The 24,479-nt window shown below is 73.2% G+C and carries 22 protein-coding genes; 15 read left to right on the forward strand and 7 right to left on the reverse strand.

The features are described 5' to 3' along the window. Positions 1-10 precede the first annotated feature (10 nt). Complete coding sequence (locus ESG85_RS09460) at positions 11-1,309, forward strand: glycosyltransferase (RefSeq protein WP_128977606.1); 1,299 nt, start codon at positions 11-13, stop codon at positions 1,307-1,309. A gap of 410 nt (positions 1,310-1,719) precedes the next feature. Here the strand turns inward: ESG85_RS09460 and ESG85_RS09465 are convergent, their stop codons facing one another. Then, a complete protein-coding gene (locus tag ESG85_RS09465; protein WP_128977607.1) occupies positions 1,720-3,144 on the reverse strand; it encodes an MFS transporter in 1,425 nt (474 codons plus the stop codon). A 327-nt stretch (positions 3,145-3,471) separates the two neighbouring features. Between ESG85_RS09465 and ESG85_RS09470 the strand changes: the two genes are divergently transcribed. Together ESG85_RS09470 and ESG85_RS09475 are read left to right on the forward strand one after the other, a co-directional pair. After that, positions 3,472-4,482 (forward strand): aldo/keto reductase, encoded by a 1,011-nt coding sequence (locus ESG85_RS09470; RefSeq protein ID WP_128977608.1) that lies wholly within the window; start codon positions 3,472-3,474, stop codon positions 4,480-4,482. Positions 4,483-4,600: 118 nt separating this feature from the next. Then, a complete protein-coding gene (locus ESG85_RS09475; protein WP_128977609.1) occupies positions 4,601-5,020 on the forward strand; it encodes an SRPBCC family protein in 420 nt (139 codons plus the stop codon). 231 nt (positions 5,021-5,251) lie between these two features. Here ESG85_RS09475 and ESG85_RS09480 read toward each other — a convergent pair whose 3' ends face one another. After that, positions 5,252-6,706 carry a 3-hydroxybutyrate oligomer hydrolase family protein gene (locus tag ESG85_RS09480; RefSeq protein ID WP_128977610.1) on the reverse strand — a complete coding sequence of 485 codons (1,455 nt, stop codon included), beginning with the start codon at positions 6,704-6,706 and terminating at the stop codon, positions 5,252-5,254. Positions 6,707-7,281: 575 nt separating this feature from the next. Here ESG85_RS09480 and ESG85_RS09485 point away from each other — a divergent pair. The 5 genes from ESG85_RS09485 to ESG85_RS09505 all read left to right on the forward strand — a co-directional run bounded on the left by ESG85_RS09485 (position 7,282) and on the right by ESG85_RS09505 (position 13,942). Continuing rightward, the gene (locus ESG85_RS09485; protein WP_128977611.1) at positions 7,282-8,622 is read left to right on the forward strand and encodes an extracellular catalytic domain type 1 short-chain-length polyhydroxyalkanoate depolymerase; all 1,341 of its coding nucleotides are present in this window, start codon (positions 7,282-7,284) and stop codon (positions 8,620-8,622) included. A 539-nt stretch (positions 8,623-9,161) separates the two neighbouring features. Then, a complete protein-coding gene (locus tag ESG85_RS09490) occupies positions 9,162-9,689 on the forward strand; it encodes a DUF6643 family protein (RefSeq protein ID WP_128977612.1) in 528 nt (175 codons plus the stop codon). Between the two features lie 36 nt (positions 9,690-9,725). Beyond that, positions 9,726-10,559 carry an MOSC domain-containing protein gene (locus ESG85_RS09495; RefSeq protein ID WP_128977613.1) on the forward strand — a complete coding sequence of 278 codons (834 nt, stop codon included), beginning with the start codon at positions 9,726-9,728 and terminating at the stop codon, positions 10,557-10,559. Positions 10,560-10,698: 139 nt separating this feature from the next. Then, entirely contained in the window at positions 10,699-11,304 is a 606-nt protein-coding gene (locus ESG85_RS09500; protein ID WP_128977614.1) for an Rv1733c family protein, read from the forward strand. A 208-nt stretch (positions 11,305-11,512) separates the two neighbouring features. Then, positions 11,513-13,942: a right-handed parallel beta-helix repeat-containing protein gene (locus tag ESG85_RS09505; protein ID WP_128977615.1), complete on the forward strand. Its 2,430-nt coding sequence runs from the start codon at positions 11,513-11,515 to the stop codon at positions 13,940-13,942. On the opposite strand, the gene ESG85_RS09510 is transcribed toward ESG85_RS09505, so the two are convergent. Further along, the gene (locus tag ESG85_RS09510) at positions 13,912-16,404 is read right to left on the reverse strand and encodes a hypothetical protein (protein WP_128977616.1); all 2,493 of its coding nucleotides are present in this window, start codon (positions 16,402-16,404) and stop codon (positions 13,912-13,914) included. The two genes, ESG85_RS09505 and ESG85_RS09510, sit on opposite strands and share 31 nt — an antisense overlap. A 179-nt stretch (positions 16,405-16,583) precedes the next feature. On the opposite strand from ESG85_RS09510, the gene ESG85_RS09515 reads away from it, so the two are divergent. Genes ESG85_RS09515 through ESG85_RS09525 form a run of 3 tightly spaced genes read left to right on the forward strand, consistent with a single transcriptional unit; the run spans position 16,584 to position 18,514 of the window. Continuing rightward, positions 16,584-17,525, forward strand: coding sequence for a DeoR/GlpR family DNA-binding transcription regulator (locus ESG85_RS09515; RefSeq protein WP_128977617.1), 942 nt, complete (start codon positions 16,584-16,586; stop codon positions 17,523-17,525). Next, positions 17,522-17,959 (forward strand): SRPBCC family protein, encoded by a 438-nt coding sequence (locus ESG85_RS09520; protein WP_128977618.1) that lies wholly within the window; start codon positions 17,522-17,524, stop codon positions 17,957-17,959. The genes ESG85_RS09515 and ESG85_RS09520 overlap by 4 nt, the downstream gene beginning before the upstream one ends. A gap of 54 nt (positions 17,960-18,013) precedes the next feature. Next, on the forward strand, positions 18,014-18,514 hold the full coding sequence (locus ESG85_RS09525; RefSeq protein WP_128977619.1) for an SRPBCC family protein: 501 nt from the start codon (positions 18,014-18,016) through the stop codon (positions 18,512-18,514). Here the strand turns inward: ESG85_RS09525 and cds1 are convergent. Beyond that, entirely contained in the window at positions 18,474-19,592 is a 1,119-nt protein-coding gene (cds1, locus tag ESG85_RS09530) for an L-cysteine desulfhydrase Cds1 (RefSeq protein ID WP_128977620.1), read from the reverse strand. The genes ESG85_RS09525 and cds1 overlap by 41 nt on opposite strands. Positions 19,593-19,831: 239 nt before the next feature. Here cds1 and ESG85_RS09535 point away from each other — a divergent pair, with 239 nt between their 5' ends. Both ESG85_RS09535 and ESG85_RS09540 read left to right on the forward strand, forming a co-directional pair. After that, positions 19,832-20,110 carry a hypothetical protein gene (locus ESG85_RS09535; protein ID WP_128977621.1) on the forward strand — a complete coding sequence of 93 codons (279 nt, stop codon included), beginning with the start codon at positions 19,832-19,834 and terminating at the stop codon, positions 20,108-20,110. A 219-nt stretch (positions 20,111-20,329) separates the two neighbouring features. Further along, the gene (locus ESG85_RS09540; protein ID WP_181018998.1) at positions 20,330-20,893 is read left to right on the forward strand and encodes an ATP-binding protein; all 564 of its coding nucleotides are present in this window, start codon (positions 20,330-20,332) and stop codon (positions 20,891-20,893) included. 202 nt (positions 20,894-21,095) lie between these two features. On the opposite strand, the gene ESG85_RS09545 is transcribed toward ESG85_RS09540, so the two are convergent. Beyond that, a complete protein-coding gene (locus ESG85_RS09545) occupies positions 21,096-21,410 on the reverse strand; it encodes an SHOCT domain-containing protein (RefSeq protein ID WP_128977622.1) in 315 nt (104 codons plus the stop codon). Between the two features lie 289 nt (positions 21,411-21,699). Here ESG85_RS09545 and ESG85_RS09550 point away from each other — a divergent pair, with 289 nt between their 5' ends. Together ESG85_RS09550 and ESG85_RS09555 are read left to right on the forward strand one after the other, a co-directional pair. After that, positions 21,700-22,308 carry a TetR/AcrR family transcriptional regulator gene (locus ESG85_RS09550; protein WP_164986208.1) on the forward strand — a complete coding sequence of 203 codons (609 nt, stop codon included), beginning with the start codon at positions 21,700-21,702 and terminating at the stop codon, positions 22,306-22,308. A gap of 17 nt (positions 22,309-22,325) precedes the next feature. Beyond that, positions 22,326-22,943 carry a DUF4865 family protein gene (locus tag ESG85_RS09555; RefSeq protein WP_128977624.1) on the forward strand — a complete coding sequence of 206 codons (618 nt, stop codon included), beginning with the start codon at positions 22,326-22,328 and terminating at the stop codon, positions 22,941-22,943. A 73-nt stretch (positions 22,944-23,016) separates the two neighbouring features. Here the strand turns inward: ESG85_RS09555 and cpt are convergent, their stop codons facing one another. Both cpt and ESG85_RS09565 read right to left on the reverse strand, forming a co-directional pair. Then, entirely contained in the window at positions 23,017-23,538 is a 522-nt protein-coding gene (cpt, locus tag ESG85_RS09560; protein WP_128977651.1) for a chloramphenicol phosphotransferase CPT, read from the reverse strand. A gap of 54 nt (positions 23,539-23,592) precedes the next feature. After that, positions 23,593-24,477 carry an SAM-dependent methyltransferase gene (locus tag ESG85_RS09565; RefSeq protein WP_128977625.1) on the reverse strand — a complete coding sequence of 295 codons (885 nt, stop codon included), beginning with the start codon at positions 24,475-24,477 and terminating at the stop codon, positions 23,593-23,595. Positions 24,478-24,479: the final 2 nt, after the last annotated feature.

The raw sequence follows: 24,479 nt of genomic DNA on the forward strand, positions 1-24,479 counted from the left end.
ACTGCGGCGAATGAGCACGCTTGCCTGGATCGCGATCGCCGCTCTGGCCGTCTGGGGGTGGCTGCTCCTGGGCCAGGGCTTCTTCTGGCGCACGGACCAGCGCCTGCCCGCGCCGGTCGCCGCCGCCCCGGAGCCCGGAACCTGGCCCGACGTCGTCGTGGTGGTGCCGGCCAGGGACGAGGCGGAGGTGCTGCCGCTGAGTCTGCCGTCGCTGCTCGCCCAGGACTATCCGGGGCGGGCGGAGGTGATCCTGGTCGACGACGGGAGCACGGACGGCACGGGCCGGCTCGCCGAGGATCTGGCGGGCGCGACGGCCGCGGGGTGCGGCGGCGGAAGGGCCGGCGACGGGCCGGAGGGCGACTCTCCCGGCGCCCCGGCCGGGGGGCGCGGCGACGGGCCGGAGGGCGGGGCGGCGGTGCGGCGCGGTGTCGGGCTGCCGTTGACGGTGACCTCGCCCGGCGAGCCCGCGCCCGGCTGGACGGGCAAACTGTGGGCGCTGCGGCACGGCATGGCGCTCGCACGCGCGCGTGGACCCGAATTCCTGCTCCTCACGGACGCGGACATCGCCCACGAACCGGACAGCCTGCGGCTGCTCGTCGCCGCGGCGACGGGGCACCGGCTCGACCTGGTGTCCCAGATGGCGCGGCTGCGGGTGGCGAGCGGATGGGAGCGGCTGATCGTGCCGGCCTTCGTCTACTTCTTCTGCCAGCTCTATCCCTTCCGCTGGATCAACCGCCGCCGGCCCCTCGCGACGGCGGCAGCCGGCGGCTGTGTGCTGCTGCGGGCGGAGACGGCGGAGCGGGCCGGGGTGCCGGAGTCGATCCGGGAGGCCGTCATCGACGACGTGTCGCTGGCCCGGGCGGTACGCCGGAGCGGCGGCCGGATCTGGCTGGGGCTCGCGGACCGGGTGGACAGCGTCCGGCCGTACCCGGGCCTCGCCCCGCTGTGGCGGATGGTCTCGCGCAGCGCCTACGCGCAACTGCGGCACAACCCGTTCCTGCTCGCGGGCACGGTCGCGGGCCTGGCCCTCGTCTACCTGGCGCCGCCGGCGACGCTGCTCGCGGGCCTGCTCACCGGAGACGGGACGGCGGCATGGGCGGGCGGACTTGCCTGGGCGGTGATGACGGGCACGTACCTCCCGATGCTCCGCTACTACCGCCGGCCGCCCTGGCTCGCGCCCCTGCTCCCGTTCACCGCCCTGCTGTACCTGCTGATGACGGTGGACTCGGCCGTCCAGCACTACCGCGGCCGGGGCGCGGCCTGGAAGGGCCGCACGTACACCAGGCCGGAGACGATGCCGGACCGGTGACGGCCGACGGGGGTGTCCGCGGGGAATCGGCCCGCTGCGTACGGCCTCGTCGGCGGCCCGGACCAGGCCCGGGACGGACAGCTCACGAGGGTCGATCCGTATGGCAGGTCGCTCATGTCTCCCGCCTCGCCTCCCCGCCTCTGCCTGCCCGCTTCTGTCCCCCTCTCAGGGCTCCCTCCCAGGGCTCCTGCTCAGGACTCCCTCTCAGGGCTTCCCCGCGGTCTCCGGGAATACGGCCGGGGTCTCTATCTCGGTGTCGCCCCTCCGCCGGCCGTCGAGGCGCCCGTCGGCAATGAGCCGTTCGGTCCCGCCCGCGGCCCGCCCGGCCCTGCGCCGCTCGCCGTCGTGCCGGGCATCGGGTTCGATGCCCGGCACGACGGCGGTGAAGGCGGCGGCCGATTCCCTGCCCCTCAGGCGGAGTCGCCGGCGACGGCCACGGAGTCGGCGGAGTTCGCGGAGCCGGTGGAGTGCGCGGAGCCGGTGGCGGAGGCTCCGCCGCTCTTCTGTTCGTGCCGGGTGCGGGCGAGGTCGCGGCCGCGGGTTTCGCGGGTGACGGCCACGGTGAGGGTGGTGATGACGGCGGCCAGGCACAGGTAGAGGCTGACCGGGGTGGAGGAGTCGTAGTCCTTCAGGAGTTCGACGGCGATGATCGGGGCGAGGGCTCCGGCGACGATGGAGGCGAGCTGCGAGCCCATCGAGGCGCCGGAGTAGCGCACCTTGGTGTCGAACATCTCGGAGATGAACGCGGCCTGTGGCCCGTACATGGCGCCGTGAAGGAGCAGGCCGGCGGTGACGGCCAGGGTGATGACGGGGAAGGACTCGGAGTCGACGAGGCCGAAGAAGACGAACGCCCAGACGGCCATGCCCACGGAGCCGATGAGGGTGACGGGCCGGCGCCCGACACGGTCGGAGAGCGCGCCCCACAGGGGGATGGTGACGAAGTGGACTGCGGAGCCGATGAGGACGGCGTTCAGGGCGGTGCTCTTGGGCAGTTCCAGGTGGGCGGTGACGTACACCAGGAGGAACGAGGTGAGGATGTAGTACGAGATGTTCTCGCCGAAGCGGGTGCCGATGGCCGCCAGGACCTCGCGCCAGCTGCGCCGGAACACCTCGACGACCGGGGCCTGCTCCTTGACGCCCTGCGCGGCCGCCGCCTCGGCCTTGGCCTGCGCGGCGAGGAAGACCGGGGACTCGGACACCGTGACCCGAATCCAGAGACCGATCACCACGAGGACACCGGACAGCAGGAACGGGACGCGCCAGCCCCAGGACTGGAAGGCGGCCTCCGACTGGAAGGCGGCCAGGAGTGCCAGGACTCCGGTGGCGAGCAGGTTACCGCCGGGGGCACCGGCCTGGGGCCACGAGGCCCAGAAACCGCGGTGCCGGTCGTCGCCGTGCTCGGAGACGATGAGGACGGCACCGCCCCACTCGCCGCCCAGCGCGAAGCCCTGGACCAGCCGCAGCACGGTCAGCAGGATCGGCGCGCCGACCCCGATGGTCTCGTAGGTGGGCAGCAGACCCATGGCGAAGGTGGCGCCGCCCATCATCAGAAGGCTGACCACCAGCAGCTTCTTGCGCCCGATCTTGTCCCCGAAGTGACCGAACACGACACCGCCGAGAGGTCGCGCCGCGAACCCGATGGCGTAGGTGACAAAGGCGATGAGCGTGCCCACCAGCGGGTCGGCCGCAGGGAAGAACAGCGTGTTGAAGACGAGCGCGGCGGCAGAGCCGTACAGGAAGAAGTCGTACCACTCGATGGTGGTCCCGATGAGACTCGCGGCGACGATCCGCTTCAGGGATCCGGGAGGCGTGGGAGCGTGTGTTGCGGCGGCCATGTGCACCACTTCCGAGCGGGTGACGGGGACGGTGTTCGTGTCGCCACACCGTAGGAAAGCGCAGGTCAGCCGCGTATGTGGTGAGACACCATACTTCGCTTCCCGAGAGTGCCGGCAGCCCCCACACCTCGTCCGACACGTCGAGGTGTGCCGCCGCCCTACAACCTCACACGAGACGCAACCACGCGCACGCATCACGCGCTTGCATTAGGCGGCGTGTGCAATTATTGTCTTCATACATAAGGCGCGTCTGCATTCATGTGCGGCGTTGCCGGCCAAAGGGCTGCGGCCCTCTCCCTCCCCCCCCCATCACGCGAAGGCACCCCCATGTCGCTCCAGAAGATCCTTCCCGGCCCCCTCGGCTTCGGCACCGCACCGCTCGGCAACATGTTCCGCGCCATCCCTCACGAGGAGGCCCTCGCCACCGTCGAGGCTGCCTGGGAGCACGGCATCCGTTTCTACGACACCGCCCCCTTCTACGGCGCCGGTCTCGCCGAGGAGCGGCTCGGTGAGGTGCTCGCCGGCAAGCCGCGCGACCAGTACGTGCTGTCCACCAAGGTCGGCCGGGTCGTGCTCGACGAGCACGACCCGGACGTGCCCGACTTCGGCGAGAAGGGAGGCCTGTTCGAGCACGGCAATCCGAACAGGATCCTCCACGAGTGGACCGCCGAAGCCACCGAGCGATCCATCGAGGGCAGCCTGAGGCGCCTGGGCACCGACCGGCTCGACATCGTCTGGGTCCACGACATCGCCCAGGACTTCCACGGCGACGCCTGGCTGGCCAAGTTCGAGGAGGCACGCACCGGGGCCTTCCGTGTCCTGTCCCGGCTGCGCGACGAGGGCGTCATCAAGGCGTGGGGACTCGGGGTCAACAAGACCGAGCCCATCGAGCTGACGCTCGCCCTCGATGAGCCGCAGCCCGACGGGTTCCTGCTCGCCGGCCGCTACACCCTCCTCGACCACGAGCACGCCCTCACCCGGCTGCTTCCGATGGCCCAGGAGCAGGGCGTCGACATGGTGGTCGGCGGCCCTTACAGCTCCGGCATCCTCGCCGGCGGCACCCACTTCGAGTACCAGCAGGCCCCGGCCGCGATCGTCGAGCGCGTCGGCAGGCTCAAGGCCCTGGCCGAACGGCATGGCGTGAGCATCAAGGCCGCCGCCCTGCAGTTCTCCCTCGCCCACCCGGCGTCCGCAGCCGTCATCCCCGGCGCCACCCGGCCGAGCCGTATCGCCGAGGACACCGCGGCCCTCAACGAGACCGTCCCGACCGCGTTCTGGACCGATCTGCGCGCCGCCGGCCTGGTCAGCCCGGCCGCCCCGCTTCCTGCCGACGCCTGACCTCCGTCCTGCTTCCCCCCCTTCTCCCTCCCCCCTTCTCCCTCCCCCTTTCTCCTTCTCCCTTCTTCTCCCAACTCCCCCCACACGCACGCACGCACGCAGCACCAGGAGCACCACCATGGCTTCCACGTCCGTCTCACGCGTCGTCCCCGCCTCCCCGCAGCGGGTTTGGGACCTCATCGGCGGCTTCGACGCCCTGCCTGACTGGCTTCCGTACATCCCCGAGAGCACGGCGCTCGAGGGCGGCCGGGTCCGCCGGCTGACCAACCCGGAAGGCGACGTCATCGTCGAGCGCCTGATCGGCTTCGACGAGGCGGCACGGCACTACAGCTACGCCATCCTCGAAGCGCCGTTCCCCGTCGACGGCTACGTCTCCACTCTCCGGGTCCACACGGTCCCCGGCCGGGACGACGCCGCCGAGGTCCAGTGGTCCGGGCGCTTCCATCCCGCGGGCGCCACCGAGCAGGAGGTCGTCGACCTGTTCACCGGCATCTACGCCGACGGCCTCGACGCCCTGCACGAGGCTCTCGCCGCCTGACCCGGGTCGCCCGGGAGGTCCCGCCATCGCGTGCGCGTCGCCGTCGCAGCCCCGGGTTCTCGGCGAGAGCCCGGGCCGTGCGGTGAAGCCGGCGGGCGATCACGACCCTGAGCGTGGCGGCGATCGCGGCCCTGAGCGTGCTGACACTCGGCGCTTCCGGGGCCATCACGACTGCCGCGCATGTCGGGCCCAAGGCCTGGGGGGAGGCATCTGGCGGACTGACGAGCTCCGTCAGGTGCCCTCGCGTCGGGGCGCGCGGCCTTCGAACGGGCAGTCGGTCAGGAGCGTCGCGGGGTCCGCTCCGGCGGGCAGGGGGACGGTGTGGGAGGCCGGGGGCCGGTCGCCGCGTGCGAGCCAGCGTTCGAGGGTGGTGAAGGCGCTGCGGTGGCACGGGGTGAGTGGGCGCAGCCGGTCCGGGAAGGCGTCGAACAGGGCGTCGGTGTGGGTTCCGCCCTCGATCCGGTAGTAGCGGTGCAGCGCGCCCCGGCCCGCCTCGCGCACCATCCGGGCGTAGACGTCGGAGTCCCGGCCGATCGGCAGCAGGGTGTCCAGCGTGCCGTGCACGGTGATCAGCGGCTTGCCGATCCGGCCGGTGAGGGCGATCTTCCCGACGGCTCGCCGGACCTCGGCCGGGCGCGCCGCGTAGTCGTAGTCGGTGTCGCACTCCGGAGTGCCCGGGGCGCAGAACGGGGTGCCCGCCTCGACCGCGCCGTCGAAGCCGGGGTCGAGTTCCTCGCGGTAGATGCGCTGGGTCAGGTCCCAGTAGACCTGGTGGTGGTACGGCCAGAGGAACTCCGAGCCGGCCGGGAATCCGGCCGCGTGCAGGTCCCGCGCCGCCCGCTCCGCGCCGTCGCCGCCCGCGGCGTACACGGGATAGGCGCGCAGGGCCCTCGGCAGGAAGTCCAGCAGGGTGGGACCGTCCGCGCGCCACAGCGTGCCTTCCCAGTCGACGCCCCCGTCGTAGAGCTCCGGGTGGTTCTCCAGCTGCCAGCGCACGAGGTATCCGCCGTTGGACATGCCGGTGACGAGGGTGCGCGACGGCGTTCGGTGATAGCGCTGGGCGACCGTTGCGCGGGCCGCTCTGGTCAGTTCGGTGAGGCGGTCGTTCCATTCGGCGATGGCGTCACCGGGCGCTTCTCCGTCGCGGTAGAAGGCGAGACCCGTGTTGCCCTTGTCGGTGGCGGCGTACGCGTATCCGCGGGCCAGCACCCAGTCGGCGATGGCCCGGTCGTTGGCGTACTGCTCGCGGTTGCCGGGCGTGCCGGCCACGACCAGGCCGCCGTTCCACCAGTCGGGCAGACGGATGACGAACTGGGCGTCGTGCCGCCAGCCGTGGTTGGTGTTGGTGGCGGAGGTGTCCGGGAAGTAGCCGTCGATCTGGATGCCCGGCACTCCGGTGGGGACGGCCAGGTCCTTCGGCGTCAGGCCGGCCCAGTCGGCCGGGTCGGTGTGCCCGGAGGCGACGGTCCCGGCCGTCGTGAGCTCGCCCAGACAGGCCGACTGCTGGTACGCGGCGCCCGGTACGTGCGGGCGGGACGGGTGCGACGCGCAGCCGCCGTCGCGGTCGTGGGGCGGCGCGGCGGGCGCGACGGGGGTGGAGGTGGTGAAGGCGAGGGCGGCCAGGGCCAGAACGGCGGGTATCCGCCCTTTCCAGGGTCGTGGTGCGACGCCACGGGAGAGACGCATGAGGTGAAGCCTCCGAGATCGTGAGCGGGGATGCGCCGGAGGCTATGGCGACGAGGGTGAGCGGAACATGGCTCCGCGTCATATGGCCCGATGCCTGTTCATGGGGCGGACCGCCATGCCGTGGGGACCCAGGGGGGCGGCTCCCCTCCTCTGTGGGCGACTTCCCGCCCCATCCCGTCGACAACTCCCTGCCGTTGTAGGCGACTTCCCGCTCCCATAGACACCCCTCTGCCGTTGTAGGCAATTTCCCGCTCCTGTAGGCAGATCCTCGCCCACGCGGGCGGCTCCCTTCCCCGCCCATCAGCCCACCCCCGCCTCTCCCGCATATACGCGGGAACGAGGCACCAGCCATGGATGGCCGTCACATTCGGGCTCGACCAACCCTGGTTGACCGGCCCATGTCCGCGACGGCTACGGCGCGCTGATGATGCTCGCCACACCGTCACCCGAGCCCGCGTCCCGCGTCCCTCGTCCCTCGTCCCTCGTCCCTCGTCCTTCAACTCTCCATCCCCTATCCCCTATCCCCCATCCCCCACGGCTGCGGGCGTGTCCGTCTCATTCAGGAGTCAGTCGTCATGACAGAGCCGCATTCCCTGTTCCGATCCCTGAAGATCCCTGCGTCCAAGGTCAGTCGCCCTCGTTCGGCAGGCAGCCGCCCCCCGGGGAAGAGCCGCCGTCCCCTCGGACGCGTCCGCCGTTGGCTCACCGCCGCGACCGGTGCGCTGACCCTCACCGCCGGGCTCCTCGTCACCGTTCCGACGGCCTCCGCCGCGGGCCTGACCCAGATCACCGGATTCGGTTCCAACCCCGGCAACCTGTCCCTCTACGCGTACGCGCCCGACGGGCTGCCGGTCGGTGCGCCGCTCGTGGTCGCCCTGCACGGCTGCACACAGAGCGCGCAGGACTACTACGCGCACTCGGGCTGGCCGAAGTTCGCCGACCGCTACGGCTTCGCGCTCGTCCTCCCCCAGACCGGCGGCGCCAACAACGCGAACTCCTGCTTCAACTGGTTCGAGCCGGGCGACAGCACCCGCGGGCAGGGCGAGGCGCTGTCGATCCGGCAGATGGTCGACACCGCCGTCGCGAGGTACGGCAGCGACCGCGGGCGCGTCTACATCACCGGCCTGTCGGCGGGCGGCGCCATGACCGCGAACATGCTCGCCGCCTATCCCGACGTCTTCGCCGGCGGCGCCGTCGACTCAGGCCTGCCCGCCATCTGCGCGACCGGCGTGGCGGCGGCGTACACGTGCATGTACAGCCCGCCGGACAGGACGCCCGCCCAGTGGGGCGACCTGGTGCGCTCCGCGGCGCCCGCCGGCACCGGATCGTGGCCCCGGGTGGCGGTCTGGCAGGGAACCGCGGACACCACCGTCTCGCCCGCCAACGCCACCGAGCTCCGCGACCAGTGGACGAACGTGTGGGGCGTCGGCCAGACGCCGTCCCGCACCGAGAGCCTGAGCGGCGGCACCACGGTAAGCGTCTACGAGGACGCCGCGGGCAGGCCCGCGGTGCAGGTGTACTCCGTCTCCGGCATGAGGCACGGCCTGGCCGTCGACCCGGGCAGCGGCACCGAGCAGTGCGGCGCGGCCGGCACCTACTACCTCGACACCATCTGCTCCAGCTACCAGACGGCCCGCTTCTGGGGGCTCGACCGTGAGGCCCGCGGGGACGGCGAGGAGGGCGGGGACGGCGAGGAGGGCGGCGAGACGCCCGGGGACCCGCCCCCGCCGCCCACGTGCCACACGGCGAGCAACTACGACCACACCGTCGCCGGACGCGCCTACCAGTCCGGTGGATACACCTACGCCACAGGATCCGGACAGACCATGGGTCTGTGGAACACCTTCATCGTCCACACGCTCCGCGAGACGTCGCCCGGCTCGTACGTGATCGCCGATTCCGACTGCTCGTCCTGAATTCCGGCGGAACCACGAACGGGCCCCACCTCGCCGGCGCCACCCGGTGGACGCCGAGCCGCGCCGGCTCCCGCCTTCCCCTTTCCCCTTCGAGGCCGCCGGCGATCAGGCGCGGAAACGTTCAACGACGAGACCACGGAAACCAGTTGACCCGCCTGCGGTGTCCTTCACATTCCGCGTCGCCTTCGTTTCGGCGCTTCACCGGGCCCTCCGGGCGAATACGGCGACCCGTGAATCCGCGGCGCGTGGCGGACCCGCGCGCCTGGCCCACGGCCCTCGTGGACTCCGGCGCAGTGGACGGCGGGCCGGGACGGGGCGCGCGGCCCGCGCCGCCGCAGTACGGGCCGGATCGGCCGGGACGCCCCCGCACACTTCCATTACTACCGGTAATCCACCGATAGCCATGCGTTTCCCGAGGCGCTTTACTCACGCTGCCTTTAACCGCGTTTTGGCAGGTCAGCCAGCCAAAAACAGCGTAAATCGGATGACCCGGAGTTGGGGACTCCCCAACCGGCACATCGTGGGCTTAACTTATGGCCATGACCTCCCCGCGCTCCACCTACGGAGGCGGTTACTACACCGCGCCGTCGTTCCCCGACACCCCGATCTACGACTCCCTCGTCGCAGAACGGGGCACGCCTCAGATCGCCCCGATCCGAGTGCCCTCCGCGTACGACACCGGCAACGGCTACGCCGGAAGCAGCAGCTACCTGCCGGCGCTGCCCGCGGCCCTGCCCGCCCTCCCGGCGGCGCCCACCCCGCAGCCCGGATACGGCGGCCACGGCGGCTACGGCTATCCGCAGCCCGCTCAGCAGATGGCGCCCGCCGCTCCGGCGCCGGCGACCCAGCTGATGGCTCCCGTGCCGCTGCAGTCCGCGCCCACCCCCTACATCCCGCAGCAGACCGCCGCCTCGCGCGGCTACGGCTACCCGGGTCCGCAGGCACCGCAGCAGCCTCGGCCGACGGCCGCCGGGTACGAGGCGATGCGCCCCGCCGCCCCGCGACCGGCCGCGCCCGGGCCCTACGAGGACCCGTACAACCGCCCGTACCAGGGCCGCGGCTACTGATACCCACGGCAGCGGGGCGACTGGCAGGATGAGGGCATGCCGAATCCTGCCGTTCGCTCCGTCCACGTCCACCCGGTCAAGGCCCTGCGCGGGTTCGCCCCCGCGGAGGCGGAGGTCGAGCCATGGGGACTGGCCGGCGACCGCCGCTGGGCCGTGGTGGACACCGCGGGCAAGGTCGTCACCCAACGCCAGCACGCACGGCTGGCGTTGGCCGCGGCGGCGCTGCTCCCGGACGGCGGCATCCGTCTGTCCGGACCCGGTCTCGAACCGCTGACGGTGGAGGTGCCGCGTCCCTCCGCGGCGCGCGGGACGATCACGGTGGACGTCTTCGGCGCCCGGGTCGAGGCGGTGCCCGCCGGTCCCGCGGCGGACGCGTGGTTCCGTGCCTATCTCGACTCCGAGGTCCGCCTCGTCCACATGGACGACCCGTCCCGGCGCAGGCCCGTCGACCCCGACTACGCGCTGCCCGGCGAGACGGTCAGTTTCGCCGACGGCTTTCCGCTGCTCGTGACCTCGTCCTCCTCCCTCGACGCGCTCAACTCCCTCATCGCCCAGGGCGATCACGCCGACGAGGGCCCGCTGCCCATGAACCGCTTCCGGCCCAACGTCGTCGTCGACGGCACCGCACCCTGGGCCGAGGACGGCTGGCGGCGGCTCGCCATCGGCGACGTCGTGTTCCGGGTCGCCAGGAACTGCGGCCGGTGCGTGGTCACCACCACCGACCAGGGGACCGGCGAGCGCGGCAAGGAGCCGCTGCGCACCCTCGCCCGGCACCGCAGGGACGGCAGCCGGCTCATCTTCGGCCAGAACCTCGTCCCCGAGCACCGCGGCGTCATCCGGGTCGGCGATCCCGTCAAGGTCCTGGACTGAGATTCCCCCGAGATCCTGAATCCGCGTTCCCTCCCGAGAGGCGCGGAACCCACCCCCGGGGCACACTCGTTGGAAGAGCGGAAACCGCCGGACGGCCCGGCCCCGCACCGGGCCGTCGACGAGACGAGGGGGTGCGGACGTGCGTGCAGCCACCGGGGTCTGGCGCTGGCGGCACAACCCCCTGCGCCGGACCACCGACCTGGTCGAGGCCTGGGTGGCCCTGACGGCCGCCCTGCTGCTGTGCCTGGCCGTGCCCGCGGCCGGCTGGTTCGCCGGGGTCTCCGCGAACGCGTCACTGCAGCACTCGGTCCGTCTCCAGCACGAGCAGCGGGTGCCGACCGTCGCCCAGGTGGTGCGCCCCGCCTCCCCGCGCGACCCGGAGCGGTACGCCGAACTGGGCGAGGAGCAGCGGCTGCGCCCCGCCGTCGTCGCGAACTGGACGGCGCCCGACGGCACCCCGCGCACCGGCACGGTGACCACCGCGCGGGAGCACGCGGATCCCGGTGACGTCTTCCCGATGTGGACCGACCGGTCGGGGCGGGCCGTGGCCCCGCCGATGCACCCCGAGACCGCCCGCGCGCACGCGCTGATCGCCGGGCTCACCGTGGCGGTTCTCGCCGGATTCCTGGTGGAGACCGCCCGTCGCTTCGTCGTACACCGTCTGGTGCGGCGGCGGTACGCGCGTCTGGACCGCGCGTGGGCCCAGGTCGGTCCGGACTGGGGGCGTACGGGCACGGGCAGCTGAGGGACGTCCGGAAAGCGCCTGGCGCGCGACGCCGCTTTCCGGACACGCGCTGGAGACGCCCTCCTGAGGATCAGGGTCGCAGGGGCCCTGGCAGACGCCCCCGTCAGGGGGCGGAGAGGCGGGCGACCCGGCTACCCGACGGCGCCGCGCGCGCTACGGTGGGGCATCGGTTCAGCGACGGCGCACGAGGTGGGGGCAGAACACACCCATGGCACAGGGCACGGTCCAGGTGACGCACACCGGCACGTCGCGGTGGCGGCGCCGCACGGGCGAGTACCCCTCTCTCGCCGCCGCCCTGGAGGCCGCGGGCGACGGGGACGTCCTCACCGTGGCCCCGGGCACCTACCGGGAGAACCTGGTGATCCGGCAGGCCGTCACCCTGCGAGGTGGGGACGGCGCGCTCGGCTCGGTGCGGATCGCGCCCGCCGACGGCGTGCCGCTGACCGTGCGGGCCTCGGCCACCCTGCAGGACCTGCACATCGAGGGGCAGGACGCCGCCGCCCCGGCGCTGCTGGTCGAGGACGGCACCCCGGAGCTGCTCGACCTGCGGATCGTCACCCGCTCCGCGGCCGGGATCGAGGTGCGCGGCGCGGCGCGGCCCACCGTGCGGCGCACGACGGTCGACAACCCGGCGGGCGTCGGCATCGCCGTGCTCGACGGCGCGGGCGGAGTCTTCGAGGAGTGCGAGATCGTCTCGGCCGGGCAGTCCGGCGTCTCGGTGCGCGGCGGCGCGCAGCCACGGCTCGAACGCTGCCGGGTCCACCATGCCTCGGGCGCCGGGATCGCCGTCACCGGCGAGGGCAGCGCGCTGGAGGGCATCGGCTGCGAGGTGTACGAGATCAAGGGCGCCGGGCTGCAGATCGCCTCCCGCGCCACCGCGCACCTCAGCGACTCCTCGGTGCACCGGACCTCCGCCGACGGCATCACCCTGGACACGGACGCGGTGCTCACCCTGTCCGACTGCGACATCCACGACATCCCCGAGAACGCCGTGGACCTGCGGTCCCGTTCGGTGCTCACGCTGACCCGGTCGACGGTGCGGCGCTTCGGGCGCAACGGCCTGTCCGTGTGGGACCCGGGCACGCGGGTGGACGCGAACCGCTGCGAGATCCACGACAGCACGGGCGACTACCCGGCGGTCTGGGTGAGCGACGGGGCGACGGCGGTCCTGGACGCGTGCCGGGTGCACGACGTGCCCGACGCGCTGTTCGTGCTGGACCGCGGCTCGCGCGCCGACGTCGTCGACAGCGACCTGTCGCAGGTGCGGAACACGGCGGTGTCGGTGAGCGACGGGGCCACCGCGCAGCTGGACGACTGCCGGATCCGGGAGGCGTCCACGGGTGCGTGGTTCCGCGACCACGGCAGCGGCGGCACCCTGGCGGGCTGCACGATCGACGCCGTGCAGACCGGGGTCATCGTCACCAAGGGCGCGGACCCGACGATCGAGCGGTGCACGGTCACCTCGCCCGCGGAAGCCGGTTTCTACGTGTCGGCGGAGGGCCGCGGCTCCTTCCTGGGCTGCCGGGTGACCGGCAGCGGCGGCTACGGCTTCCATGTGATGGACGGCTGCCGGACCACGCTGCGCACCTGCCGTACGGAGCGGTGCGCGCGCGGCGGTTACGAGTTCCCGGAGGACGGGCCCGTCGTCGAGGACTGCACCGGGGACGAGAGCCGGCTGAGCGGCCGTCCGGCGGCCGAGGCCGGCGGTGTGGTGACGGCGACCCGGTCGGGCGGGCTGCTGGGCGCGGTCCCCGCGCCCCGGGTCACCGCCGTGGCGCCCGGTCCCGAGCCCGCGGCGCCGGTGTCGCCGTCGACGGCGGCCGCCGCCCGCTCCGCGCAGGAGGTGCTCGGCGAACTGGACGCGCTGGTGGGCCTGGAGAGCGTGAAGCACGAGGTGCGGACTCTCACCAACATGATCGAGGTGGGGCGGCGTCGACAGGAGGCGGGCCTGAAGGCGGTGTCCGCGCGCCGGCACCTGGTCTTCACCGGCAACCCGGGGACCGGCAAGACGACGGTGGCCCGGCTGTACGGCGAGGTGCTGGCCGCGCTGGGGGTCCTGGAGCGCGGCCATCTGGTCGAGGTGTCCCGGGTGGACCTGGTGGGCGAGCACATCGGGTCGACGGCCATCCGTACCCAGGAGGCCTTCGACCGGGCGCGCGGTGGCGTACTGTTCGTGGACGAGGCCTACGCGCTGGCTCCCGAGGACTCGGGCCGGGACTTCGGCCGTGAGGCGATCGACACGCTGGTGAAGCTGATGGAGGACCACCGGGACGCGGTCGTGGTGATCGCGGCCGGGTACACGGCGGAGATGGAGCGCTTCCTGACCGTCAACCCGGGTGTGGCGTCCCGCTTCTCACGGACCATCACCTTCTGCGACTACGTGCCGGAGGAGCTGCTGCGGATCGTCGAGCAGCAGGCAGAGGAGCACGAGTACCGGCTGGCGGAGGGCAGCGGTGAGGCGTTGCTGAAGTACTTCGCCGAACTGCCGAAGGGCCCCACCTTCGGCAACGGCCGTACCGCGCGCCAGACGTTCGAGGCGATGGTGGAGCGGCACGCGGGCCGGGTCGCCGCGCTCGCGGAGCCGAGCACGGACGACCTGACCCTGCTCTATCCGGAGGATCTCCCCGAACTTCCCTGAGTTTCGGGGGCGTTGTCGCGTTGCCGGGGCAGGGCGGGCGGCAGCAGGTCGAGCAGCGCGGTGCGGGCCTGGGCGAAGGACGGGTCGGCCTGGTAGTCGGAGTGTCCCAGGATCGGTTCGGGCAGCGGGTGTTCGCGGGTGCGGCCGTACGCGACGGGGTCGAGCAGCTCGGCCCGGTCGACGGCCGGCCTGCCGTCCTCGGCGGGCACCCGGACGGGGCCGCCGATGGGGTCGGTGGCCCGGTAGAGGTTGCTCCAGCAGTGCACGGTGCGGTGGAGGCCGCGCAGTGACTCGGGGCCGAAGTAGGCCGGGAACCAGCGTCCGTAGAGACGTTCGAGCGGCGAGCCGTAGGTGAGCAGTGCGACCCGGCCGCGGGTGGCGGGCGACAGTTGCCAGACCGCGGCGGCGGCGAGCACGCTGCCCTGGGAGTGACCGGAGATGACGAGCCGGCCGCCGGTCCGCCGGGTCCAGGAGCTCATCCGCCAGGCGAGGTCGGGTACGGCGCGTTCGGCGTAGCAGGGCGGGGCGAAGGGATGGGCGGCGCGCGGCCAGAAGGTGCCGACGTCCCACAGGATGCCGATGGTGCGGCGCGCGGAGGCGTCCTTGTAGGCGCGACGGCCCCAGGTGACGAAGAGGAGGGCGCCGAAGCCGATCATCCAGGAGCCGAGTGCCTGGGCGGCGGTGGCGGCCGAGGCGATCGCCGGGTGGGCGCCGTCGAAGGCCCGGCCGGGAACGTTCCCGCTGGCCCAGGCCCCGGCGACGGAGGCCGCGCCGAGCAGCAGGGTGGCCCCGGAGACGACGCCGACGAGAAGGGGCGCGGAGTCGGTGAGCGCCGCGCGGGCCCGGCTCGCGGCGATCTGGTCGGTGCGCAGCCGGTCGGGGTCGGCGGCCCCGTAGTCGGCTTCGACGTCCGTACGGAGCCGGCGGGAGGTGAGGACGGTGCGGGCGGCGAGCAGCGCGGCCGGCACGAGGAGGAGCAGCAGCAGGACGGGGATCACGGAGGCCTGCCAGCTGAGCAGGACGGGCGGTCCGGTGATGAGGCCGTTGCCGGCTCCGGGCGTGCCGGGGCCGTCGAGCCAGTCGGCGACCCGCTGGGCGACTCCGCCGGACATGACGCCGCCGAGGGCGCAGGCCAGCATGGCGGTGGCGGGGCCGCCCAGGCCGTACAGGGCGGTCCGGCGGTCGCGGCGCGGGCGGTGGAGGAGCAGGGCGACGACGCCGAGGGCGACGACCAGGCCGCCCTGCGCGAGGGTGAGGACGCCGAAGACGGTGTTGCCGGGCAGCGTGCCGGCGGAGACCCAGCCGGGGTGGGACCAGCCGGTGTGTAACGCGGTGAGCGCGAGGATCAGCAGGGCCGTGGCGGGCAGCCAGGACACGAGGGCGCGTTCGATGCGCAGGTCGAGCCGGTTCTCGCTGCGGCCGCGGCGGCAGACCACCCAGAGCACGAGGGCGGCGAGGACGGCGACGGCGGCCTGGAGGAGCAGGCCGAGGAGCTCTCGCGTGCCGCCGTCGTCGGACCGGTGGTCCTGCCCGGCGGTGGCCGCGGCGAGGACGGCGGCGACGGTGAGGAACCCGGCGGCGGTGTGGGCGGCACGCAGCCGGGCGACGAGCCGGCGGCCGTACCAGAACCCGGGCCGGCCGAGGGCGGGCCGGAGTTCGACGGGGGTGGCGGCGGTCGGGCTGGCGGCGTCGGCGGCTTCGGTGTCGGAGGCGGAGGCGGGGGCGCGGCCGGGGACGGCGTCGATGCCGGGGCCGTTGCCGGGGGCGGTGCCGTCGCCAGTGCCGGTGTCGGCGTCGGGATAGGAGGCGAGGTCGGGGTCGGCGTCGTAGCCCGTGGGCGGGCGCTGGGCCTCGTACGCGCTCCAGGTCCGGTTGGACAGGTACCAGAGCAGGCCGACGAGCGCCGTGGGCACGAGCGCGGCGAGCGCGAGGCGGCGGCCGGGCTGGGACCACCAGCCGGCGCGGTCGGCGGACAGGAAGCCGAGCCAGGAACGCCGGCCGGCGCAGGCGCCGGAGCCCGCGCACTGCCAGGCGGTCAGGTCGAGGGCGACCTCGCAGGCCGCGGCGGTGAGCAGCACGGTGAGGGTGAGCGCGACGAGCCGGACCAGCACGCCGTAGAGGCGGACGAGCCGGGCGCGGCCCTCGGTGGGCGGGCGCATCCAGTGCGCGAGGTTGGCGACCATGAAGGGCAGGAGCAGCAGCCAGAGGGCGCGGGCGCCGTTCCCGGAGGTGAGGTTGGACCAGCAGTACGCCTCCGGAACCGGCCGGTCCGCGTACCGTTCGGGGTGGTTCTCGGCGTCGACGTCGTCCCTGCGGCGGTGCATCGCCGCGGTCCGGTCGCCGGTGACCCGCACCGTACGCGGGTCGTCCAGCATGTCGGCCGCGGTGGCTCCGCCCACGCCGTGGACGAGCAGTTCGAGCGCCGCACCCCCGCTTCGCGGGTCGGGTGTGGCAGGGGACACTTCGGGGACTCGCTTCCTGAGTGGGAGGATCGAGGTGGGAGGATTCGACGGCAGGCACCAGGATCGCGGAAGGCGGCGCCCGGCGGGACCTCTCTCACCGAATCCGACGCCCCCTCCACCTGATTACCCGTTGATTACCCGTTTTCCTTGTTTTCCCTCGGAAAGGACCGGCCCCGGCGGTGAGTGACAATCAGAACCTCCTCGCGGAGCAGCGGCGCGCCCTGATTCTCGACGAGGTGCGCCGTCGCGGAGGCGTGCGGGTCAACGAGCTGACCCGGCGCCTCAACGTCTCGGACATGACGGTCCGCCGGGACCTGGACGCGCTGGCCCGGCAGGGCATGGTGGCCAAGGTGCACGGCGGCGCGGTGCCGGTGGGCGAGGCGAGCACGCACGAGCCGGGCTTCGAGGCGAAGTCGGTGCTGGAGCTGGGCGCGAAGGAGCAGATCGCGCGGGCCGCGGCGCGGATGGTGCGCCCGGGGACGGCCATCGCGCTGTCGGGCGGTACGACGACGTACGCGCTGGCGCGGCATCTGCTGGACGTGCCGGATCTGACGGTGGTGACGAACTCGGTGCGGGTCGCGGACGTGTTCCACGAGGCGCAGCAGGCGGGTTCGGGCGCGGAGACGCGGGCCGGGGCGGCGACGGTGGTGCTCACGGGCGGGGTGCGGACGCCGTCGGACGCGCTGGTGGGGCCGGTGGCCGACCAGGCGATCCGTTCGCTGCACTTCGACGCACTGTTCCTCGGGGTGCACGGGGTCTCGGTGGAGGCGGGTCTGTCGACGCCGAATCTGGCGGAGGCCGAGACCAACCGGCGTCTGGTGCGCTCGGCGCGCCGGGTGGTGGTGGTCGCCGACCACACCAAGTGGGGGACGGTGGGCCTGAGTTCGTTCGCGACGCTGGACGAGGTGGACACGCTGGTGACGGACGCGGGTCTGTCGGGGCGGGAGCGCGAGGAGATGGCGGAGCATCTGCCGGGCCTGGTGGTGGCGGGCGAGGACGACGCGGACGCCGTGGTCGCGGCGGACGGGCGCCTCGGGATCCCCGGACCGGCCGGCACGGCGAAGGCGGGGGGCACGGCGGGCACGCCGAGCACGGCGGACGCGGCGGATCCGGCGGAGTGAGCCGGTTCCGGATCGAGCGGCTCGTGGCGCTGCCGCCCGCCGAGGCGTGGCGGCGGCTCACGGACTGGCCGGCGCACGGGGCGCGGGTTCCCTTCACCCGGACGACGGTCCTGACGCCGGGCCGGGACGGGGTGGGTGCCGTGTTCACGGCGCGCACGGGAGTCGGCCGGTTCGGCTTCGACGACCCGATGGAGGTCGTGCGCATGGAGCCGCCCGGGCCGGGCCGTACGGGGGTGTGCCGACTGGTGAAGCGGGGCCGGGTGGTGCGCGGCCGGGCCTCGTTCGAGGTGTCCGGGACGGCCTCCGGCGGCAGCCGGGTGGTGTGGGCCGAGGAGCTGCGGGTGCGGGGCGTGCCGGCGGCCCTGGACCCGGTGCTCGCGGCCGGGGGACGGTACGTGTTCGGTCGGGTGCTCGACGGACTGATGCACGACTGACGGGTTGTCAGTTACGGTGTGGTCCCACGCACCCGTTGGACGGGAGGAACGGCCATGTCACGCCGACTCCGGCCGGTGGAGCTCGACTTCGCCGAGACGGCACCCCTGCGCCTGGTGTTCACCGCCGATCTGACCGCCCCGCCCGCCGCGGTCTACCGCTCGCTCGCGGTCGAACTGGGCAGCATGCCCGCGTGGTTCGCCGCGGTCACGTCCGCGACGCCGGTCGACGGCGGCGCCGGGAGGACGGTCCGTCTGCGCGGCGGGATCGAGTTCCGCGAGACGATCCTGGCGAGCGACCCGGCGGTCCGTTACACGTACCGGGTCGACGAGACCAACGCGCCGGGCGTCACCGCGCTCCTGGAGGAGTGGGCGCTCTCCCCCGCCGCGGACGGCACCAGGGTCCGGTGGACCATGGCGGTCGACGGCAGCGGGGCCTGCCGGACGGTCCTGCGACTGGCCCGGCCGGGCGTCGGCAAGTCCTTCCGGGACGCGATGCGCGGCCTGGACCGGCGGCTCACTCCGGCCAGACACCCGTCGCCAGGAAGTGCTCGATAGCCGCGCCGTACGGCGCGACGTCCAGCCCCTGGCCGGCCAGCCACTCGTCCGAGTAGTACTTGTCGAGGTAACGCTCGCCCGGGTCGCAGATGAGCGTGACGACGCTGCCGGTGCGCCGCTCGGCGACCATCTCGGCGACGATCTTCAGGGCGCTCCACAGACCGGTGCCGGTGGAGCCGCCCGCCTTGCGGCCGATCGCCGCCTCCAGCGCGCGCACGGCGGCCACGCTCGCCGCGTCGGGCACCTTCATCATGCGGTCGACGGCGCCGGGCACGAAGCTCGGCTCCATGCGGGGCCGGCCGATGCCCTCGATGCGCGAGCCGCAGTCCGCGGTCGCGTCCGGGTCCTCGTGCACCCAGCCGTCGAAGAAACAGGAGTTCTCGGGGTCGGCGACGCAGATGCGGGTGTCGTACTGCATGTAGTGCACGTAGCGGGCGATCGTGGCCGAGGTGCCGCCGGTGCCGGCGGTGGCGACGATCCACGCGGGCTCGGGGTAGCGTTCCAGCTTCAGCTGCTGGTACATCGATTCGGCGATGTTGTTGTTGCCGCGCCAGTCGGTGGCCCGCTCGGCGTACGTGAACTGGTCCATGTAGTGGCCGCCGGTGCGGGCGGCGAGGGCCGCGGCCTCCTCGTACATGGTCCGCGAGTCGTCGACGAAGTGGCAGCGCCCGCCGTGGAACTCGATGAGCCGGCACTTCTCGGGGCTGGTGGTGCGGGGCATGACGGCGATGAAGGGGACGCCGATCAGCTTGGCGAAGTAGGCCTCGGACACGGCGGTGGAGCCGCTGGACGCCTCGATGACGGGCGCGCCGGGCCGGATCCAGCCGTTGCACAGGCCGTAGAGGAACAGCGAGCGGGCGAGCCGGTGCTTGAGGCTGCCGGTGGGGTGGGTCGACTCGTCCTTGAGGTACAGGTCGATGCCCCAGCTCTCGGGCAGGGGGAAGCGCAGCAGATGGGTGTCGGCCGAGCGGTTGGCGTCGGCGTGGACCTTGCGGACGGCTTCCTTGAGCCAGGTGCGGTACGCGGCGTCGCTGCGGTCGACGTCGACGGTGGCCATCGGGCTTGCGGTGCTGGTCATGCGTGCGTGCCTCTTCTCGTGCTGCCCAGGGGGTTGCCCATGGGGCGCCCACGGCGTGCCCACGGAGTTGTCCCGGGGAGTGCCCACCTCTCGACAATACCGCTCTCACCTGGGCAAACGTTCTCTTTGAGGGTCCATAGGGGAGCCTTGCAGACACCCGTACGAAGGGCGTTCTGGTGTCGTCGGCCCCGACCCGGGCACACTGGGGGCAGGCATCTGCGCGAAGGGGGCGGAGCACCATGTCGGAGCCCGAGTTCACGGCCACGGGAGTACGCATCGACCGCTGGCCGCGTTCGCTGACCCGCGCGGGCGAGGTCCGCATCGAGGACGGGCGGCTGTCGCTGCTGACGAGTTACGGCAGCGAGATCGACAGCGCGCCGCTGGGCAAGGTCAGGGCGGGCCGGCCCTGGTTCGCCAAGCCGGACGAGGCGGTGGCGACGGTGAACGGCACGCGCTACCGGCTCTCGGGCTCGGGGCGACTGCTCGAAGCCCTGAAGAAGGCCACGACGACGTCCTGACCCGCGTCGTCCGCATGGCGCCGGGCCTCGGCGGGTGCACGGCCCTGACCTGCGGCGGGTCGCCGCGAGTTGCGGCGCCGTCACCACTGGTTCACCCTGGAACCACCTCACCGAGGGTTTACCGGCGGTGACGCTGCGAACCAGCCACCGTCCTGCTACACCGCATGACAGATCCGAATCTCCGTCTTCTTCCGGACCTCACTTCGGGGAGTCGCAGCCGTGATCAGCGAGCCCAGCAGGTACTGCACGGTGGAGCTCCAAGCCCTGCCGTCGCGGATCGGTCAGGTCCGCAGAATCGTTTCGGCGCATCTGCGCCACTGGCAGCTCGACGCTTTGATCGACCATGCCACGCTCGGTGTCACCGAGCTCCTGACCAACGTCCACCAGCACGCCCAGCCGGACAAGGCGTGCACCGTCGAGGTCGAGCTGCTGCTCGACCGCCTCACCGTCTCCGTCCGCGACAACGATCCACGCATACCGGATCTGGTGACCGAACGCCCGGACCCGACCGACGAGTTCGCCACGTCGGGGCGCGGCCTCGCCATCATCGACGCGATGAGCGAGAGCTGGGGCGTCCGCCCGCACGGCGACGCCGGCAAGGTCGTCTGGTTCACCCTCCAGGCGCCCGCTCCCTCCGTCGACCCGGCCCCGCGCGCCCGGGTCGTCCACGGCGCGACGACCGTCGGCCCGTTCGCCGACCTCCCCATGGAGACGATTCCGTTCGGTCTGCCGAACGAGCCGGTGCGCACACCGGCGACGGCCCGCCCGGCGCTGACGAGCTGACCCTCCGAAGCCCCGAAGTCCGGGCGCCCCGAAGTCCGGGCGCCCGGAAGCCCCGGCGCTCGGAAGCCCCGGCGCTCGGAAGCCCCGGCGCTCGGAAGCTTCGGGAGCCCGGGAGCTCCGGAGCAGCCCCGGCCTGGCGAGCCCCCGCGGCTCCGCCCGTGGATGGTGCCCCCTCCGTGTCGCCGACCCGGAGGGGGCGCACTCAGGACCGCCGCCCCTTGTCGTCACCGCGTCGGCCGAACTGCTCCTCCAGTACGGTGAGTCGGCGCCAGTACTCGTCCTCGTCGATCTCGCCGGCCGCGAAGCGGTGGCCGAGCAGGGCGATCGGCGAACGCTCGTCGGCATCACCGGCGGACGGGCCGGGGCCGCCGAAGAAGCCCGGGCCGGAGCCGGGGCCGCGGTGGCGGCGCCATCCGGAGCGGCGCAGGACGGTGATCACGGTGACGATCACGGCCGCCCAGACGAGCGGGAAGAAGAGGACCCAGGGGCCTGGGCCCGCGTGGGCGAGAGTGTTCATCGTCGTTCAGCTCCTCGTGCGTTCGTACCTTCGCGAGTTCGCGTCTTCCGCATGCGTTCGTTCTCCTTCGCGCGGCCGTTCTCCTTCGCGCGTCCGGTCCTCCTTCCTGCGTCCGTGTCTCCTTCGCGCGTCCGTGCCTCCTTCGTGCGTCCCGATGCTTCGAGACTCGCTCCACGGGGGCCTCCGCGGCGTCGTACGGCCGACGGCTTCGCGCGTACGACGGCGGGAGTACGAGGAGCCCCGGCGACTGCTCCTGGATTCTGTACCTACTGGTATGTACAGTGACGGCATGACGACGCGAACGAGCACGAGCGCCGCCGCGGGCACCACGGCGAGTGCCTCCGAACGCCTCGTCGAGGCCACGCGTGAGCTGCTGTGGGAGCGCGGCTACGTCGGCACCAGCCCCAAGGCCATCCAGCAGGCGGCCGGGGCCGGTCAGGGCAGCATGTACCACCACTTCACCGGCAAGCCCGACCTGGCCCTCGCCGCGATCCGGCGCACGGCGGACGAGTTGCGCGCCGGCGCCGAGCGCGTGCTCGGCGGGCCGGGCTCGGCGTACGCCCGGATCGAGGCGTACCTGCTGCGCGAGCGTGACGTGCTGCGGGGCTGCCCGGTGGGGCGGCTGACGATGGATCCCGACGTGGTCGTGAGCGACGAGCTGCGCGCACCGGTGGACGAGACGCTGCACTGGCTGCGCGGCCGGCTCGCCGGGATCGTCCAGGAGGGTCTGGACGACGGGGAGTTCGAGGGCCCGATGAGCGCCGAGGAGATCGCGTCGACGGTCGTCGCGACCGTCCAGGGCGGCTACGTCCTGGCCCGCGCCTCCGGCTCTCCCGCCTCCTTCGACACCGCCGTACGCGGTCTGCTCGCGCTGCTGTCCGCCCGTACCCGTCACTGATCCCGAGGAGTCGGACCGTGCACGCCATGCAGTACGACATCACCCTGCCCGCGGACTACGACATGGCGATCATCCGCAAGCGGGTCGCGACCCGGGGGCACCTCCTGGACGACTTCCCCGGACTGGGCCTGAAGGCCTACCTGATGCGCGAACGGGAGGACGGCTCGCCGGTCGACCAGTACGCGCCGTTCTACCTGTGGGCCGAGCCGGCCGGCATGCATTCCTTCCTGTGGGGACCGGGCTTCCAGGGCATCGTGAACGACTTCGGACGGCCGGTGGTCCAGCACTGGACGGTGCTCGCGTACGACGAGGGCCCGGCGTCATCGGCGACGCCGCGCGGCGCGACGCGGCAGCGCCGCCCGCTTCCCGACGGCGTCCCGCCGGCCGAAGCGGTCACCGCCGAACTGACCCGCCACGCACGGGAGTCGGCGGCCGAGGGCGTGGTGGCGCGGGCGCTCGCCGTCGACCCGCGGCACTGGGAGCTGCTGACGTTCACGCTGTGGGCCGACGCCGCTCCGGAGCTGCAGCCGGTGCGGGACGAGGACGTGGTGACCGCGGGGGCGGTCGATCGCTTCCAGGTGCTGCATCTGTCGGTGCCGGGGCGGCGGCACCTCCCGCACGGCCGGTCGTGGTGAACCGGCTCCCCCCGGTCCGCCGGCCGCGGGACCGGGCGGGCTTCGGGCGGGATGCCCGCCGGGCAGACGGAGGTCAGCCGACGTGCGCGGCGACGGCCCGGGCGCAGTCGAGGGACTCGGTGTGGGAGGTGTCGACCTCCAGGTCGTAGGTCACGCCCCGGTGGACGATTCCCGCCTGCAGGGCGGCCATGCCGGGCGTGCGGTCGCCGCGGGCGGTCTCGCGGGCCGACGCGACCTCGACGTCGCAGCGGACGCCGACCCACAGCACGTCCAGGCCTCGGGTGGCGTGGCGCCAGCGCTCCTGGGAGGCGGGTCCGCCGAGGAAGACGTCGTCGACGACGATCCGGGCACCGGCCCGGACCATCGCCACGATGCCGTGCGTCCAGGCCTTCTCCAGGGTCCGGAACTCCGGACCCAGGTGTACCCCGCCGTCCTCGGTGAACGTGATGCCGCCCTCCGCGCCCTCCAGCTTCTCCGGGAGCGCGTCGACGAAGTCGTCCACGCTGAAGGCCAGCCAGTGTCCGGGGAGCACGTCCTGGAGGCAGCGGGACATCCGGGACTTCCCGGAGCTCGAACCGCCGTTGAGGATGATCATCTGGGTCGTCACCGGCTCACCCTAGGGCTGCGGCAGGCGGACCGCAGCGGGTTTTCAGCCGACCGGCACCAGGGTGAGGTAGGCGATGCCGAGGACGGAACGGTAGCCGAGCCACTGTGTGCGCTGGCGGTCGACGCGGGCGCGGGTCTCCGCGGCGAGCGGGTGATCGGGGTGGGCGGCGAGCCAGACCTCGGTGGCGTGCCGGTAGCCGGACTCGAACTCCTCCCACTCCTCCGCGCTCGCCGTCTCGATCCAGGCCGGCCGGAAGCCCGCCTCGACGGCGAGGTCGACGAGGGCGTCCAGAGTGGGGTGGTCGCCCGCGTGGGCGCCGGGCCACATCCGGGCAAGCTCCGCGTCGGTGGGCGTGTGCTGCCAGAAGCCCTCGCCGAGCACCACGCGGCCGCCCGGCCGTACCAGGCGGCGCAGTTCGCGCAGGACGACGGCAGGGTCGTACGGCGACTCCGGGCCCGTCGGGCACAGCGCCTGGCCGGAGCCGAGGCACAGCACGAGGTCGGCGGGGCCCCGGGTGGTGCCGAGCGCGGACTCCTCGACGTACTCCACCCGGTCGGCCAGGCCGCGTTCCGCGGCGAGCCGGCGGCCGAGTTCGAGGTCGGCGGCGTTGATGTCGATGCCGGTGCCCTTCGCGCCGGGCACGGCGTCGAGCACGCGCAGCAGCAACTCGCCCCAGCCGCAGCCGACGTCGAGGACCGTGCCGGGTCCGGCGGCGGCGAGCCGGCCGATGAGGCGGGCGGCCCGGTCCTCGGAGAGCGGGCCGTGGAAGGTGAGACCGGCTCCCAGGTTCGGCGGCTGGCCGGCGTCTGCGGCGGGCGACGCGGCGGCTGAGCCGGGCGGGACGGCGGCGGAAGCCGACGGGGTGGTGGCGTGACCAGGGGTGCCCGCGGAAGCCGACGGGGTGACGGCGGAGCTGTTCTCGATCATGA

Origin of the sequence: Streptomyces roseicoloratus (genome assembly GCF_004117935.1) — a bacterium.
Taxonomy (GTDB): Bacteria; Actinomycetota; Actinomycetes; order Streptomycetales; family Streptomycetaceae; genus Streptomyces; species Streptomyces roseicoloratus.

Bases quoted from the DNA above. Each gene is read 5' to 3' on its own strand.
- ESG85_RS09505 (WP_128977615.1), top strand. From the start codon at position 11,513: ATGGCACAGGGCACGGTCCAGGTGACGCACACCGGCACGTCGCGGTGG.
- ESG85_RS09525 (WP_128977619.1), top strand. From the start codon at position 18,014: ATGTCACGCCGACTCCGGCCGGTGGAGCTCGACTTCGCCGAGACGGCA.
- ESG85_RS09545 (WP_128977622.1), bottom strand. From the start codon at position 21,410: ATGAACACTCTCGCCCACGCGGGCCCAGGCCCCTGGGTCCTCTTCTTC.
- ESG85_RS09485 (WP_128977611.1), top strand. From the start codon at position 7,282: ATGACAGAGCCGCATTCCCTGTTCCGATCCCTGAAGATCCCTGCGTCC.
- ESG85_RS09565 (WP_128977625.1), bottom strand. From the start codon at position 24,477: ATGATCGAGAACAGCTCCGCCGTCACCCCGTCGGCTTCCGCGGGCACC.
- ESG85_RS09475 (WP_128977609.1), top strand. From the start codon at position 4,601: ATGGCTTCCACGTCCGTCTCACGCGTCGTCCCCGCCTCCCCGCAGCGG.
- ESG85_RS09460 (WP_128977606.1), top strand. From the start codon at position 11: ATGAGCACGCTTGCCTGGATCGCGATCGCCGCTCTGGCCGTCTGGGGG.
- ESG85_RS09550 (WP_164986208.1), top strand. From the start codon at position 21,700: ATGACGACGCGAACGAGCACGAGCGCCGCCGCGGGCACCACGGCGAGT.
- ESG85_RS09495 (WP_128977613.1), top strand. From the start codon at position 9,726: ATGCCGAATCCTGCCGTTCGCTCCGTCCACGTCCACCCGGTCAAGGCC.
- cds1 (WP_128977620.1), bottom strand. From the start codon at position 19,592: ATGACCAGCACCGCAAGCCCGATGGCCACCGTCGACGTCGACCGCAGC.
- cpt (WP_128977651.1), bottom strand. From the start codon at position 23,538: ATGATCATCCTCAACGGCGGTTCGAGCTCCGGGAAGTCCCGGATGTCC.
- ESG85_RS09535 (WP_128977621.1), top strand. From the start codon at position 19,832: ATGTCGGAGCCCGAGTTCACGGCCACGGGAGTACGCATCGACCGCTGG.
- ESG85_RS09470 (WP_128977608.1), top strand. From the start codon at position 3,472: ATGTCGCTCCAGAAGATCCTTCCCGGCCCCCTCGGCTTCGGCACCGCA.
- ESG85_RS09480 (WP_128977610.1), bottom strand. From the start codon at position 6,706: ATGCGTCTCTCCCGTGGCGTCGCACCACGACCCTGGAAAGGGCGGATA.
- ESG85_RS09490 (WP_128977612.1), top strand. From the start codon at position 9,162: ATGACCTCCCCGCGCTCCACCTACGGAGGCGGTTACTACACCGCGCCG.
- ESG85_RS09465 (WP_128977607.1), bottom strand. From the start codon at position 3,144: ATGGCCGCCGCAACACACGCTCCCACGCCTCCCGGATCCCTGAAGCGG.